This is a genomic window from Chelatococcus reniformis (assembly GCF_014640075.1).
Lineage (GTDB): Bacteria > Pseudomonadota > Alphaproteobacteria > Rhizobiales > Beijerinckiaceae > Camelimonas > Camelimonas reniformis.
Genome location: NZ_BMGG01000001.1, coordinates 37,496 through 51,307 on the forward strand (window position 1 = coordinate 37,496; position 13,812 = coordinate 51,307).

The following is a 13,812-nucleotide window of genomic DNA, read 5'->3' on the forward strand; positions in this document are numbered from 1 at the left end:
CGTTGCATCAAGAAGCCAATTCAATAAATTGGATCTTCATTTGCACCCTCCGGTGGTTGACATCCGATGGCGCCGCGTGGTGATTGGCCCGCAGGACGGCAGTTCGGCGGCCATGGGGACGGCCGACGTCGCCGCGGGGTCGAGGCCGGTGCTCCAGAAGCCGCAGTCGTTTCAACGGATCCTCGGCGATTGGCGGCAGGCCGAGGGGGCGCTCTACGCCCGGCTGGCAACGGCCCTGCGCACAGCGCTCGTGCACGGCGACATCGCGCCCGGCATGTTGCTGCCGCCCGAGCGATCGCTGGCTCAGATCCTGCGCGTCAGCCGCACCACCGTGGTGAGCGCCTACCGCGCACTTCGCGAGGAGGGCTGGCTGGACAGCCGCCAGGGCAGCGGCCACCTGGTTCGTCACCCCCAGCACGCCGTCCCTCAGCCCTACGTCAATTCCGATGTGGTCAAGGCCATGGCCCGCAACCCGATGCTGCGGCCCTTGTCGCCCCAGCGCAGCGGCGCCGTCGACTTCAGCGTCTCCCGGCAGGCCAGCATCGGGCCGCTACTGCGCGAGGTGACCCTGGGACGGGCCGCAGCGCTGGACGATCTGCCCGCCAGCAGCGGCTACCAGCCGCTCGGTCTTGCCGAGCTGCGCGAGGCGGTCGCCCGGTATGTGACGGGCCGCGGCGGCCTGCCCACGCAGCCGGACCAGATCCTCATCACCTCGGGGGCACAGCAGGCGATCTGGCTGGTCGGCCAGCTCTACGCGCCCCACGGCGAGCGCGTCGTGCTGGAGAATCCGACCTACCCCGGGGCGATCGACGCGTTCCGCATGCTCGGCGCGCACATCGAGCCCTTGCCCGTGCACCCCGACGGCTTCGTTCTCGACGGGCTGGGCGCGCTGCTAAAGAGCGCCCGCCCGCGTCTCGTCCTCGTCTCCCCCACCTGCCACGCACCGACCGGCCTGGTCATGCCGCACGAGCAGCGGCTCGCCCTCGTGGAGCAGATCGACGAGCACCAGGTGACGCTGGTCGACGATCAGACGATGCTCGACCTGCTCGTCGGCGAAGATCGGCCGGTGGCGCTGGCGCAGATCTCGCCGACGGCGCCGATCCTCAGCATCGGCTCGCTGAGCAAGTTGTTCTGGCCCGGGCTGCGCGTCGGGTGGATCCGCGCGCCGCAGCCGATCATCGAGCATCTGGCGCGGCTCAAGGCCGTTGCCGACATGGGTGGCTCACCCATCGTCCAGTCCATCGCGGCGGGTCTGCTCGACCATGCCGACACGGTGCGCCAGCGGCGCCACCAGGAGATCACCCGAAGTCTCGACGTGCTCTGCGAGGCAATGGACCGGCTGCTGCCGGACTGGACCTGGCGGCGGCCGGCCGGCGGGCTGTCCTTCTGGGCCGGCCTGCCCGCCGGCACCGCCACCGAGTTCGCCCAGGTGGCGCTGCTGCACGGCGTCACTGTCGTCGCCGGCTCGGCGCTGACCAGCGACGGAAGCGGCGACGACCACGTGCGCCTCCAGTTCGTGCAGGACAGCGAGGCGATCACGCTCGGCGTGCGCCGCCTGGCGCAGGCCTGGCAGGCCTACGCCGGCCAGCGACCGGCCCGGCGGCCGCCCGCGGTCGCACTGCGCGGCGCCGGCTGAGCGCGGAGGCCGCCCGTGCCCGAACCCTACAGCTACCGGCGCGATCCCGCCGTGCCGCCGTTTGCCGACGACCAGCCAATCATCGTCTTCGACGGCCACTGCGTGCTGTGCTCGGGCTTCGCCCGGTTCATCCTGGACCACGACCATAAGCGCCGCTACCGCCTGCTGGCGGCGCAGTCGCCGCTCGGCGAAGCCCTCTACCGGCACTTCGGCCTTGCCGCCGGCGACTATGAAACGAACCTGCTGCTCGAGGACGGGCGGGTGCGCATCAAGGCCGACGGCTCGATCCGCATTCTGGAGGGGCTCGGCCTGCCGTGGTCGCTGGCGGCCCTCGGCCGGCTGCTGCCGCGCCCTCTCGCCGACCGGCTCTACGGCGTCATCGCGCGCAACCGCTTGCGCTGGTTCGGCCGGCGCGAGACCTGCTTCATGCCCGACCCGGCGCAGGCCGACCGCTTCGTCGAACCCCAGTCCGGCGGGTGGACGCCACGTCCGGGCTGCGCTCCGGCCGCGGAAACGGTCCATGGCAGCTGACGCGGGCTCGGCGTTCGCGGCGGACCGCCGATGAGCGCGCAGCTGCGCCTGCTCGTCGTCGGCGGCTACGGCACCTTCGGCAGCCGCACCATCGGCCTCTTGAAAGACGAGCCGCGCCTCCACATCATCGTCGCCGGTCGCTCGCACGGCAAGGCCGAGACCTTTTGCGCGGCCCAGGAAGCGGCAGCCGTGCTCCAGCCGGCGGCCTTCGACCGAGCCGCGACAGGGCGGCGTTGACGGCACTGAAGCCCGACCTCGTCGTCGACGCCAGCGGCCCCTTCCAGGCCTACGGCGTCGCCGCCTACCAGCTGATCGAGGCGTGCCTTGCCAGCGGCGTCGACTACATGGACCTCGCCGACGGCTCCGCCTTCGTGGCCGGCGTCGCCGCCTACGACGCGGCTGCGAGGGCCGCGGGCACCTATATGTGCTCTCAGGCGCTTCCAGCTTCCCAGTGCTTACCGCCGCGGTCGGGAGCCGGCTATCGACCGGCATGGCGACGATCGAATCGATCCGCGGCGGCGCCGCGCCGTCGCCCCATGCAGACCTTGGTCCCAGCGTTATCCGGGCGATCGCCGGCTACGCCGGTCAGCCGACGCCGCTGAAGCGCGACGGCGCCGCGGTGACCGCATGGCCGCTCACCGATGGCGTGCGCTTCACTGTAGCGCCGCCGGGCGCCGTGCCCCTCGACAACCGGCTGTTCGCGCTGGTGGACGTGCCGGACCTTCGGGCCCTGGCCGAGCTGTGGCCCGCGACGCGGACGATCTGGATGGGCGCGGCGCCCGTGCCCGAGAATCTCTATCGCCTGCTGATGGCGGGGGCGTGGGCCGTGCGCCTCGGACTGCTGCCGACGCTGAAGCCCCGCGGCGGGGCTCGTCGCCTTCGTCATGCGTCACCTGCGCTGGGGCGAGCACCGCGGCGGCATGTTCGTCGAGGTTAGCGGCCGAGCGCTCTCCGGTACGCCGGTCACGCGCAGCTGGCACCTCATCGCCGAAGGCGGCCATGGTCCGTTCATTCCCGCCATGGCGGCCGCGGCGCTGGTGTGTCGCCACCTGAACGAAAGGAGGCCTCCCAGCGGCGCTCGCGCCGCGCTCCACGACGTGCGGCTCGCGACTACGAGCCGTTCTTCCAAGGCCGCCCGATCGTCACCGACGTGCGCGAGAACAACGCAGCGAGCGACGGCCTGCCGCTTCTCCAGCGCGGCGTCAGCCCGGCTCGCGCCCGAAGAACACCTCCGTCGCGACGATCCTGCCATCCCTGAACGTCATCCGCTCCACGTTGCGGAAACCGGCGCCCGCCCGGCTGCGGCCGGCGTAGAGCACGAAGCAGCCGCCTGTCCCATCGCCGACGATGGCGAGCAGATCCAGCGCCGCGAACGTGCCCGCGCCGGGCCAGCAGCGCGCGAAATAGGCCGCACGATCGATGCGATCGTCGCGCGGCGAGTTGAAGGTGAAATCCGAATGCAGCACAGCTTCCATGGCGTCGCGGTCCGCGGCGCGGAAGGCTTCGAAGCAGTGTCTCACCAGCCGGTCTTCGTCGTTCGTCATGCGTTCACTCCCTCGCCGGTTCAATCCCGGTCAGGCGCGCCTAGCGGAAAGAACGGCCGGTAGGGCCGCGCCTCGTCGACAGCGCGGGCGACGGAGGGGCGCGCCAGGAGCCGGTTGCGGTAGGCCCGCACGTGGCGAAAGCGCGTGTCGATGGCGTGCGTCCAATCGGCATAGAACAGGAAGGGCGCTGCGGCGCAGTCCGCCAGGCCGAAGGTCCCGCCCGCCGCCCAGGTGCGCTCGGCCATGTGCGTGTCGAGCCAGGCATAGGCCGTCTCGAGCACGGCCCGCGCGTCGGCCACGCCGGCGCGATCACGGTCCGCCTCAGCGCGAAGCGCGTCGAAGACGATCTTCTGCTGCGGTGTCGAGACGTAGTTGTCGAAGAAGCGGTCCATGAAGCGCACCTCGAGCGCGGCAGCCGGATCGGCCGGCAGCAGCCGCACCCGTCCCGGATGATGCAGGTCGAGATGCTCGACGATGATGCTTGCCTCCATGATGGGGCAGCCCTCGTCCACCAGCACCGGAAAGCGCTTGAAGGGCCACAGCGCCTCCAGCGCCGCCAGGTGCTCCGGCTGATCCGGCGCCAGGAGGCGGAGTTCGAAGGGCGTGCCGTTCTCGTAGAGCGCGATGAGCGCCTTCTGGCAGTAGGAGGAGAAGGGATGGGCGTAGAGCACGAGAGTCATGGGCGCCGTCAGCTCCGCTTGCGGTGGTAGTGCAGGATCACGGCGCCGGTATCGAGCGCCCGGCTCTCGGTCAGTTCCAGCTCGAGCCGCGCAAAACCCGGCTCGAACAGCCGCTGGCCGGCACCCAAGAGGTTGGGCGTCACCATCAGCCGGTACTCGTCGGGCAGATCCGCCGCGACGAAGCTGCGGGCCAGCAGCGCGCCGCCGAACAGCAACAGGTCGCCGCCGCCGCCGGCCTTGAGCCCGGCGACGGCACCGGCGAGGTCGCGGCCGGCGAGGCTGGCGTTCCATCCGGGATCGCCCGCGAGCGTCGTCGAAAACACCGTCTTGGGCAGCCGGTTCATGGTGCCGGCATAGCTGACGCCGGCGGCCGGGCTCGTCGGGTCGGTCTCCGCCGCCGCCCAGAACGCCTTGTTGAACAGGAAGTTGACGCGTCCGTAGAGCAGGTGCCCGGCCCGCGTCAGCGCGTAGCCGGACCAATAGGTCTCCACGTCGGCCGACCACTCCGGCGGCAGGAACTCGCCGTCGGGGCCGGCGACGTAGCCGTCGAGGCTCATGAACATGGATAGCACCGGCTTGCGCACCTGCACTCTCCTCGAGACAGATTGCATTTTGCAACTGGTTGCAGATTGCCAAAACCGATCTTATTTCGCAAACGGTTTGTGACGGGGACGAAGCCGTGAGCGAGACGCAGAGGTCGGGATGCCCGATCAATCTGACCCTGGAGGCGCTGGGGGATCGCTGGAGCCTTCTGGTCATCCGCGACATGATGTTCGGCAACCGCCGCCACTTCCGCGAGTTGCTGACCCGATCGGAGGAAGGCATCGCCTCGAACATCCTGGCGGATCGGCTGAGGCGGTTGACCGAGGCCGGCTTCATCACCCGGGCCGATGACCCCGGCCACAAGCAGAAGGCGATCTACAGTCTGGCCGAGATGGCGATCGCGCTCGTCCCCCTGCTGGCGCACATGGGCGCCTGGGGCGTCAAGTATCTGCCGGCGTCCTACGAACTGTCGGTGCGCGCCGAACTTCTGGAGGCCGGCGGACCGGAGCTGTGGGCGGCGTTCATGGACGAACTGCGCACCGTCCACCTGGGCGCCCCCACCAAGCCCGGGCCGTCCGTCGCCGCGCAGCTCCAGGCTGCCTACGAGGCGGCGGTGGCCGCCCCCACGCCCTGAACCGCCGTTCAAGGCGTTGATGGCGGCGAGACCTTGTCCATCCCAGCGCCGCGCCTGTCTCAGGATGTCGGTCGGGCCGACCCACGGCGTGCCGCCAGACCCGCCACAACCTCTTCCACGATCTCCTGCAAATCCGCCGGCGTGGCACCGTCGCGCGCCTGGACGGACATCCCCTGCATGACGGCGGCGAGGTGGCGCGCCAGCGGCCCGGTCTCGCCGGCGCCGACGAACGGCCGCAGCCCCTCCTCGATCGCCTCGCGCATCGCCTGGCGCCGGGCCGCGACGTCGCCGGCCAGCGCCTCGTGGTCCGGATGGCAGGTGGTCAGGCCGCTGGAGATCATGCAGCCGCGCTCGCGCTCAGGGGCGGTCACTGCCCGCGCCGCCCCCTCCAGCAGCCGCCGCACCGCCTGCTCCAGCGTCGCGGCCGAGGCTCCCATGTCGAGGACCCCCATGCCCGTCGCGTAGCGGGCGAGCGCTTCGCGAAACAGCCCCGCCTTGCTGCCAAAGGCCGCATAAAGGCTCGGCGGCGCCACCCCGATGGCCTTGGTCAGGTCGCCGAGCGACACGCCCTCATAGCCGTGGCGCCAGAACAGCCGCATGGCGGTTTCGACCGCCCGGTCGCGATCGAAGCTCCAGGGGCGGCCGCCGCGGCGTTTGGGACCATGTTCCATAGCAATCACTAAACAACAGCTTGACGATCGCCGTCAACCAGGTTGAATAGCGAATACTAAACAACATGGAGACCCGCTATGCCTCATTCACGTCGCACCATCCTCGCCGCCACGCTCGGCCTGGCGGCGCTTGCGACCCGCTCTGCTGCGGCATCCCCCGCGATTGTCACTGAAGGCGGCGGCGCCGACGCCGGCGAGGCCTTCGCCGCGCGGACCCTGGACGGGCTCACCCTCTCGGGCCGGCTCTACGGCGACCCCGCGCACCCAGAGATCCTGTTGATCCACGGCCTCGGCCAGAGCCGCCTGTCATGGGAGCGGCAGACCGGCAGCGCGCTGACGCAGCGCTTTCGCGTCGTGACCTACGACTTCAGGGGGCATGGGGATTCGGACAAGCCCGACGACATCGCGGCCTATGCGGACGGCGGCCGCTGGGCCGACGACGTTGCCGCCGTCATCGCCGCCTCAGGGCTGCGCCGCCCGGTGCTGGTCGGCTGGTCGCTCGGCGGCTTCGCCATCGGCCACTACCTGGCGCGCCACGGACAGGCGAAGATCGCCGGCGTCAACCTCGTCAATGCGGTGACCCGGCTCGCGCCCGAGCTGCTGACCGCCACGGCGCGCGACTATGCGATCCGCCTCGCCTCCCCCGATCTCGGCGTGCGCACCCAGGCGATCGAGGGGTTCCTCGCCGTCTGCTTCGCCAAGCCGCCGGCGCCCGAGGCCTTCCGGCGCATGCTGGTGTTCAACGGCATGGTGCCCCGCGCCGTGCAGCAGGGCATCGTGAGGATGGCCAGCGAGGGGCTCGACCAGGCCTTTGCAGCCACGGCGCGGCTGCTCGTGACCTACGGCGCCAAGGATGCGTTGACGTCGCGGCCGATGTCACAGCGGGTCTTGGCGCTCAACGCCGCCGCCCGTCTGTCGCTCTACGAGGATGCCGGACACACGCCCTTCTATGAGGAGCCGGAGCGCTTCAACGCGGAGCTCGCGGCCTTCGCCGCCGGCTGACCGGGCCGGCGGCCCAAGGTGCGCGTGGGCCGGCCGCCAAGCGATGGATGGGCTGGACGAAGAAGCGCCTTGCGCGCACATCTGCGCCACAACCGCAAAGGAGGAGCGTCATGGACGGCGGCGAGCAGCAGAACATCGTGTGGTCGCGGGAGGGTTGGGGGGCGTTCAAGGCACTGCCCAAGGACACGCCGCTCCACATGATCAACCTGATCCGGCTGCGCGAGCAGGCCGCCTACCCGGCCGATCACCCTAAGCACGGCAAGGGGCTGAGCGGCTGGGACGCCTACCGCGCCTACGGGACGGAGAGCGCCCCGATCTTCACGCGGGTCGGCGGGCGACAGGTCTGGCTCGGCCGGCCCGACCTGGTCCTGATCGGTCCGGCAAGCGAGCAATGGGACATCGCCTTCATCGCCGAATACCCGAATGCGGATGCCTTCATCGAGATGCAGCGCGATCCCGCCTATCAGCAGGCGGCGCTGAACCGGACGGCGGCCGTGCGCGACTCGCGGCTGATCCGTAGCGAGCCGCTGGCCGCCGGCGGCGGTTTCGGCATGCCTGACGGCTGACGGGCAAGGCGTCCTCGCCCGAGAGCTTGGCCCGATTCCCGACCCCGCTCGCGGAGAGGCGAGCGGCGTCCCCACGCGCGTGGTGGCCGTGTCGAGCCCGGCCATGACGAACGGATCGTCGCGGCCGATGCTCCTTCGAACGCGGCGCCGCCGCGGGAGACGCTTCAGGCTCAGGCGTTGAAGTTGAGTTTCAGGCCCGGGCGCGGCCAGCGTCCCTTGTAAAGCTTGCCGGTGGACGAGGCGGTGATCCAGGCGTCGCGCATGTCCGGCCCGCCGAAGCAGATGTTGGTGGTCAGCGTATCCGGCACGGAGACGTGGTCGGTCGAACCGTCGGCCGGATTGAAGATGGTGACGCCGCCGTTGATGATCGTCGCGACGCAGACGCGGCCGTCAGCCTCGACCGCCAGGCTGTCGAGGAACTGGTAGCCCGGCAGCGGCCCCATCACCTTGTGCGGCTGGAAGCGGTCCTGTGGCTGGCGGATCTTGCCCGGCCCCTCGATGTCGAAGGCCCACACGCGGCTGGTGCGTGTCTCCGCCACGTAGATCACCTTCCCGTCCGGCGACAGCCCGCAACCGTTCGGCGTGGTGATGCCGCTGCGCGCCTTGATGATCTCGGAGCCGTCGGGACGGGCGTAGTAGAGGTGGCCGATGTCCATGCGCTCGTCGTCGGCCTTGCCCAGGTCGGTGAACCAGAAGCCGCCGGATTTGTCGAACACCAGGTCGTTCGGCCCGCGCAGCTTGCGCCCGCCCCCCTCCGTGTAGACCGTCGTGAACTTGCCCGTGGCCAGATCGACGCGCTGGATCGAGCCGCCGGCATAATTGGCGGGGATGCCGTGCGGGGTCACGCCGCCGTCCGGCCGCACGTGCCACTCGAAGCCGCCGTTGTTGCAGACGTAGGCCGCTCCGTCCGGGCCGATGGCGGCGCCATTCGGGCCGCCGCCGAGCTCGGCCACCACCTCGACGGCGCCGCCGGGCTTCACCCGGCTCAGGGTGCCGCGGCGGATCTCGACCAGGATGACCGAGCCGTCGGCCATGGCCACGGGCCCTTCCGGGAATTGCAGTCCTTCGGCGACCAGTTCCAGCTGCATGCGCGTTTCCTCTTCGTGCTGAGTGTTCTGCCGGCGGCGGCTAGGGCGCTTGGCGATTGGACGGAATCACCCGGTCGCCGAGAAGCGCTCCAGATTCAAAGACCTGGAGCATCTCCGTGCAACCGGATGAGCGCCTTCAACTGCGAAATGCTCTACCCGCGAACCCGGAATTCGTTTCCGCTTCCGCTCGCCAGTCTAGAGCATGTCCGCGCCGATGAGGCGAGCCGCTCGCGACATAAGGGGGCCGGCCCCCACGCGGGGCGGTCTCCCTAGCCGGTGGGAAAGGACGACGCGGGCGAACGCTTACAGGCCGAAGCGGTCGCGCAGGCTGTACCACCACGCGCCGAGCATGGTGAGCGGCACCCGCAGGCGCCGTCCGCCCGGGAAGGGATAGCACGGCAGGCGGCTCCAGACGTCGAAGCGCTCGGCCTGGCCGGCCACCGCCTCGGCCAGGATGCGGCCGAGCAGATGCGTGGTGGTGACGCCGTGGCCGCTGTCGCCGTGCGAGAAATAGACCGTGGGCGTCAGTCGGCCGACATGGGGGATGCGCGTCAAGGTCAGCGCGAAGCTGCCGCTCCAGGCATAGTCGATGCGCGCGCCGGCGAGCCCCGGGAAGGTCCTGGCGAGGTGCGGCCGCAGCTTGCCTTCGACGCTGGCCGGATCGGCCCCGCCGTAGACCACGCCGCCGCCGAAGAGAATGCGGTTGTCCGCGGTGCGGCGATAGTAGTCGAGGATGTAGTTCATATCCTCGACGCAGGCGTTGGCGGGAAGCAGCTCGGCCGCGAGGTCGGCATCGAGCGGCTCCGTCGCCATCACCTGGCTCGACACCGGCATCATGTTGGCGCTGATCTGGGGCAACAGGGTGCCCAGATAGGCGTTACCGCAGACGAGGAGGAACGAGCAGGTCACCGATCCCTTGTCGGTGCGCGCGACCGGCGTCGTGCCGGTGTCGACGGAGACGACGCGGGACTGCTCGAAGATCCGGCCCGAGTGGCCTTCGAAGGCGGTGGCTTCGCCGAGCACGAGGTTGAGGGGGTGGATGTGACCGCCCGCCTCGTCGATCATGCCGCCGACATAGAGGTCCGACCGCACGATGGCGGGGAGGTCGGCGCGGGAGACCATGCGCAGGCGCTCGTGCCCATGCGCCCTCCAGATGGCCTGCTCGTGCTCCAGTTCATTCATCTGCTTGTCGGTGAAGGCGGCGAAGAAGCCGCCGTCGACCAGGTCGCAGTCGATGGCATAGGTGCGGATGCGCTCGCGGATGATGCGGCCGCCCTCAAGCGCCATGGCGCCGAGCGCCCGCGCCGCCGGCTCCCCGTAGCGCGTGCCGATCACCTCGAGGCTGCGGCTGTAGCCGTTGACGATCTGTCCGCCGTTGCGGCCGGAGGCGCCGAAGCCGATGCGCTCGGCCTCCAGCACCACCACCGAATAGCCGCGCTCGGCGAGCGACAGGGCGGCCGAGATCCCGGTGAAGCCGGCGCCGATGACGCAGACGTCGGCGCGGATATTCCCGTCGAGGGCCGGGCGCACCGCCGTGTCGTTCGCCGTCGCGGCATAATAGGACGGGGCGTGATGGGCTTGGCGCATGCCGGCGCCGGGGCCGCCCGAAGACATGGATCACTCCTGTTCGTGCGCACCCGGAGCGGCGGCCGCAGCCGCGCCTGTCCGCAAGCCACACACGCCGAAACGGCGGCCTTCTCAGACGATGTCGAGATAAGCGCTGAACTCGTAGTCGGTGACCTGCTCGGCAAAGCCCGCGATCTCCTGGCGCTTGCAGGCGATCAGCATGGCGCGCAGCAGCGGGTCGAAGATCCCGGTGACGATTTCGCCCGCCTCGAAGGCATCGACCGCCTGCCCCCAATCGGCCGGGATCTTGGGGAAGCGATCGGTCGCATAGGCCCGGCCGGGCACGTCGGGCGGCGGCTCCCATCCGCCGCGGATGCCGGCCAGCGCAGCGCCCAGGATGGCGGCAATGACGAGATAGGGATTGGAATCGGCGCCCGCGACGCGGTGCTCGATGCGGCGCGAGGTGGGGTTGCCGCCGGGGATGCGGATGGCGGCCGTCCGGTTCTCGTAGCCCCAGGCGATGGTCGTGGGAGCATGGGTGTCGGGGCGCAGCCGCCGGTAGGAGTTGAAGTGGGGCGCGAACAGCAGCGTCGTCTCGGCCATGCCGCGCAACAGCCCGGCCACGGCATGCCGCAGCATCGGCGCGCCGGCGGCCGTGCCGTCATCGAAGATGTTGCGGCCCTGGTCGTCGAGCACGCTGAAGTGCACGTGCATGCCGTTGCCGGAGCGCGTGCCGTAGGGCTTGGCCATGAAGGTCGCGGCCAGCTTGTGCTGGCGGGCGACACCCTTGACGATGCGCTTGAAGAACACTGCGTCGTCCGCCGCCTTCAGGGGGTCGTCGCTATGCATCAGGTTGATCTCGAACTGGCCGATGCCGTTCTCGGCGACGGCCGCATCGGCCGGCACGTTCTGGCGGGCGCATTCGCGGTAGACGTCCGACAGGAACTCCCCGAAGTCGTCGAGCTCGTCGATGGACAGGATCGCATCGGAATCGAGCCGCTTGCCGGTGTAGGGCGAGATCGGCGGCACCGCGCTGTCGGGCTCCGGGTCGATCAGATAGAACTCCATCTCGGTGGCCACCACCGGCCGCAAGCCGACCGCCTCGTACTGGCGCAGCACCGCCGCGAGGGCCTGCCTCGGATCGGCCAGGAACGGCCGGCCGTCCTCGTGAAACATCCACAGAGGCACGAGGGCACTGGGCCGCGACGTCCAGTTCACCGGCAGGGCACCGCGGCCGGTGAGGCCGCAGATCCCGTCCGTGTCGCCGCTCTCGAAGATCTGCTCGTTGCCGACGATGTCCTCGCCCCAGACATCGACACCGACGATCGACAAGGGCATGCGAATGTTGCCGCCGAGCACCTTGGTGGCCTGGCTCACCGGCACGCGCTTGCCGCGCAGGATGCCGTTGAGATCGCAGACCACGGCCTGGATGCTCTCGATCGGGCCGTTCGCCTCGAGCCATCGGGCGAAGTCGCTGGAATCGTCGGTTTGCACCAGCATGTCAGGCCCTTGTTGCGGACGGCGCCGCGCACCGGTCACGACGTTCGCCCAGCTCTCGCTCAGGCCGCCGCGCGGCGCAAGTGCGCCGTGGCTGCCGCGTCGATGGCGAGCGTCTCGTCGTCCACCGCGCCGGTCAGCGCCACGCCGTAGACCTCGCGGGCCCGTTCTGTCGTCTCCCAGCCTTCCAGGACGTCGTGCAGCACCCGCTTGGGATCGCGCTCGAAAGGGTTGCCGTAGCCGCCGCCGCCGGTCTGCCAGCCCTCCACCCGGTCGCCCTCGTCGAGGGCCAGCACGACGATGTTGGGAAGCGCCTCGACGCTGCCGTCGGCACGCACGAGGCGATGGTCGGCCTGTGCGCCGGCGTGGCCGCCGCATGCCCCTTGCGGCGGGAAATGCGTGCCGTCGCAGGGCCAGATCACCTCCATGCGCGGACAGCGTGCGACGTAGCCGGTCTCCATTGAAGGTGCTCCCCGAAAGCGGCCGGCGCCCCCGGTCCCGGTAATGAGCCGCACATATTGCACGTCTATCGGGTGCTTCAGCTCGTCGATCTCGACCGAGTCGCGGTACATGAGCCCGGCCGCCACCGGCAGGCCGTAGGTCACCCAGCCGTCGGCGACGGCGCTCGCCGGGCCGCCGGAATTGGTCAGGAACAGCTGATTGACGAAGGGCGTGCCGTCGAGGCGCGGATCGCGGCCCGAGACGACGGCGCAGCCGGCGCCCATGCCGATGCCACCCTCGGCCAGCCCCCAGCCATCGCCGATCTGGGCGAAGGCCGCCTGCACGAGATTGACCATGCGGTCCGACACGTTGGTGGTGGCGAGCGAACAGCTCGCTGGAAACACCGGCCCGCCGCACACCGAGCCTTGCCGGATGTGAATGCGGATGCGGCTGAACGAGCCGGAGTTGCGCGGCACGTCGGCGCGGATCGAATTGAAGATGCCCGCCATGACCGACGCGCTGGCACAGGCGGCACTCTGGTTGAAGCCGCAGGGAACGTTGTCGACGTTGTCCCTCAAGTCCACGTCGATATAGCCGTCGGCGGGATCGATCGTGAGGCTCGCCTTCAGGGGAATGCCGTCGGGCAGCAGGTCGCCGAAGGGATCGTGGTTGCCGGTGTTGGTCAGCGTCGCCGCCGGCAGGGCCTGGATGGCAGCCGCCATGCGCTGTTCGGCATAGTGCATCCAGTGCTCGATGAAGGACTTGATGGTCGCCGTGCCGTATTTCGCACAGAGCTCCTTCAGCCGACGCTCGCCGATGCGGGCCGAGCCGATGCCGGCGAGGAAGTCGCCGTACCATTGGTCGGGCACGCGGATGCGCGAGCGGCACATGCGCACCACGTCGTCGACCATTTCGTAGCCCGATTGGATCTTCACCGCCGGGAAGATGAGCGCGCCTTCCTCGTACTGGTCGCGCGCCCCGGCCATGTAGGTGGTGGGCAGGGAGTTGCCGATGTCGGCCTGGTGCGCCTTGGCGACGGTGGTGAACAGGTGCTCGCCGTCCACGAAGACAGGCACCAGGAAGGTGTGATCGCCGGCATGGCTGTTGCCGGTGTAGGGATCGTTGTGGAGGTAGCAGTCGCCCTCCCGCAGACCTGCCCCCGCGTTGTCCGTCATGGTGCGGGCCTGCATGTGGCTGCCGAAGATGTGGATCGGCAGGCCTTCCGCCGACGCCAGCAGCCTGTTGTCGCCCGTGCAGATCGAGCAGCTGAAGTCGCGGGCGCTGTTGATCACGCCGGAGCGCGCGGCGCGCAGCAGCGTGTTGGTCATCTCCCGGATGATGCCGTCCACCCGATTCGCCAGGATGGCAGTCATGTAAGGATCGAAGTCGGACGCTTGGGTCGGGCTCGCCATG

At 69.9% G+C, this 13,812-nt stretch carries 15 protein-coding genes; 7 read left to right on the plus strand and 8 right to left on the minus strand.

Features of this window, described 5'->3' with window-relative positions:
- Positions 1–79: 79 nt before the first annotated feature.
- From IEW34_RS00150 to IEW34_RS00165, 4 genes are all read left to right on the plus strand, one after another.
- Positions 80–1,636: an aminotransferase-like domain-containing protein gene (locus IEW34_RS00150; protein ID WP_210324418.1), complete on the plus strand. Its 1,557-nt coding sequence runs from the start codon at positions 80–82 to the stop codon at positions 1,634–1,636.
- 15 nt (positions 1,637–1,651) lie between these two features.
- Positions 1,652–2,167 carry a thiol-disulfide oxidoreductase DCC family protein gene (locus tag IEW34_RS00155; RefSeq protein WP_188607123.1) on the plus strand — a complete coding sequence of 172 codons (516 nt, stop codon included), beginning with the start codon at positions 1,652–1,654 and terminating at the stop codon, positions 2,165–2,167.
- 30 nt (positions 2,168–2,197) lie between these two features.
- Positions 2,198–2,404 (plus strand): hypothetical protein, encoded by a 207-nt coding sequence (locus tag IEW34_RS00160; protein WP_188607124.1) that lies wholly within the window; start codon positions 2,198–2,200, stop codon positions 2,402–2,404.
- A gap of 253 nt (positions 2,405–2,657) precedes the next feature.
- Positions 2,658–3,104: a hypothetical protein gene (locus tag IEW34_RS00165; protein ID WP_188607125.1), complete on the plus strand. Its 447-nt coding sequence runs from the start codon at positions 2,658–2,660 to the stop codon at positions 3,102–3,104.
- A 265-nt stretch (positions 3,105–3,369) separates the two neighbouring features.
- Here IEW34_RS00165 and IEW34_RS00170 read toward each other — a convergent pair whose 3' ends face one another.
- Genes IEW34_RS00170 through IEW34_RS00180 form a run of 3 tightly spaced genes read right to left on the minus strand, consistent with a single transcriptional unit; the run spans position 3,370 to position 4,975 of the window.
- The gene (locus tag IEW34_RS00170; protein WP_188607126.1) at positions 3,370–3,711 is read right to left on the minus strand and encodes a nuclear transport factor 2 family protein; all 342 of its coding nucleotides are present in this window, start codon (positions 3,709–3,711) and stop codon (positions 3,370–3,372) included.
- A gap of 20 nt (positions 3,712–3,731) precedes the next feature.
- Positions 3,732–4,391: a glutathione S-transferase family protein gene (locus IEW34_RS00175; RefSeq protein WP_188607127.1), complete on the minus strand. Its 660-nt coding sequence runs from the start codon at positions 4,389–4,391 to the stop codon at positions 3,732–3,734.
- An 8-nt stretch (positions 4,392–4,399) separates the two neighbouring features.
- A complete protein-coding gene (locus IEW34_RS00180) occupies positions 4,400–4,975 on the minus strand; it encodes a dihydrofolate reductase family protein (protein ID WP_188607128.1) in 576 nt (191 codons plus the stop codon).
- Positions 4,976–5,070: 95 nt separating this feature from the next.
- Between IEW34_RS00180 and IEW34_RS00185 the strand changes: the two genes are divergently transcribed.
- Complete coding sequence (locus tag IEW34_RS00185) at positions 5,071–5,568, plus strand: winged helix-turn-helix transcriptional regulator (RefSeq protein ID WP_188607129.1); 498 nt, start codon at positions 5,071–5,073, stop codon at positions 5,566–5,568.
- Between the two features lie 59 nt (positions 5,569–5,627).
- Here IEW34_RS00185 and IEW34_RS00190 read toward each other — a convergent pair whose 3' ends face one another.
- Positions 5,628–6,239, minus strand: coding sequence for a TetR/AcrR family transcriptional regulator (locus tag IEW34_RS00190; protein WP_244641650.1), 612 nt, complete (start codon positions 6,237–6,239; stop codon positions 5,628–5,630).
- 78 nt (positions 6,240–6,317) lie between these two features.
- On the opposite strand from IEW34_RS00190, the gene IEW34_RS00195 reads away from it, so the two are divergent.
- Both IEW34_RS00195 and IEW34_RS00200 read left to right on the plus strand, forming a co-directional pair.
- Complete coding sequence (locus IEW34_RS00195; RefSeq protein WP_188607130.1) at positions 6,318–7,241, plus strand: alpha/beta fold hydrolase; 924 nt, start codon at positions 6,318–6,320, stop codon at positions 7,239–7,241.
- 110 nt (positions 7,242–7,351) lie between these two features.
- On the plus strand, positions 7,352–7,807 hold the full coding sequence (locus IEW34_RS00200; protein ID WP_188607131.1) for a DUF1330 domain-containing protein: 456 nt from the start codon (positions 7,352–7,354) through the stop codon (positions 7,805–7,807).
- A gap of 170 nt (positions 7,808–7,977) precedes the next feature.
- Here IEW34_RS00200 and IEW34_RS00205 read toward each other — a convergent pair whose 3' ends face one another.
- The 4 genes from IEW34_RS00205 to IEW34_RS00220 form a co-directional block, all read right to left on the minus strand.
- Positions 7,978–8,895: an SMP-30/gluconolactonase/LRE family protein gene (locus IEW34_RS00205; RefSeq protein WP_188607132.1), complete on the minus strand. Its 918-nt coding sequence runs from the start codon at positions 8,893–8,895 to the stop codon at positions 7,978–7,980.
- Positions 8,896–9,198: 303 nt separating this feature from the next.
- Positions 9,199–10,509, minus strand: coding sequence for an NAD(P)/FAD-dependent oxidoreductase (locus IEW34_RS00210; RefSeq protein ID WP_210324419.1), 1,311 nt, complete (start codon positions 10,507–10,509; stop codon positions 9,199–9,201).
- An 84-nt stretch (positions 10,510–10,593) separates the two neighbouring features.
- Entirely contained in the window at positions 10,594–11,961 is a 1,368-nt protein-coding gene (locus tag IEW34_RS00215) for a glutamine synthetase family protein (RefSeq protein WP_188607133.1), read from the minus strand.
- Positions 11,962–12,020: 59 nt separating this feature from the next.
- Positions 12,021–13,811 carry a hydantoinase B/oxoprolinase family protein gene (locus IEW34_RS00220; protein ID WP_244641651.1) on the minus strand — a complete coding sequence of 597 codons (1,791 nt, stop codon included), beginning with the start codon at positions 13,809–13,811 and terminating at the stop codon, positions 12,021–12,023.
- Position 13,812 lies beyond the last annotated feature (1 nt).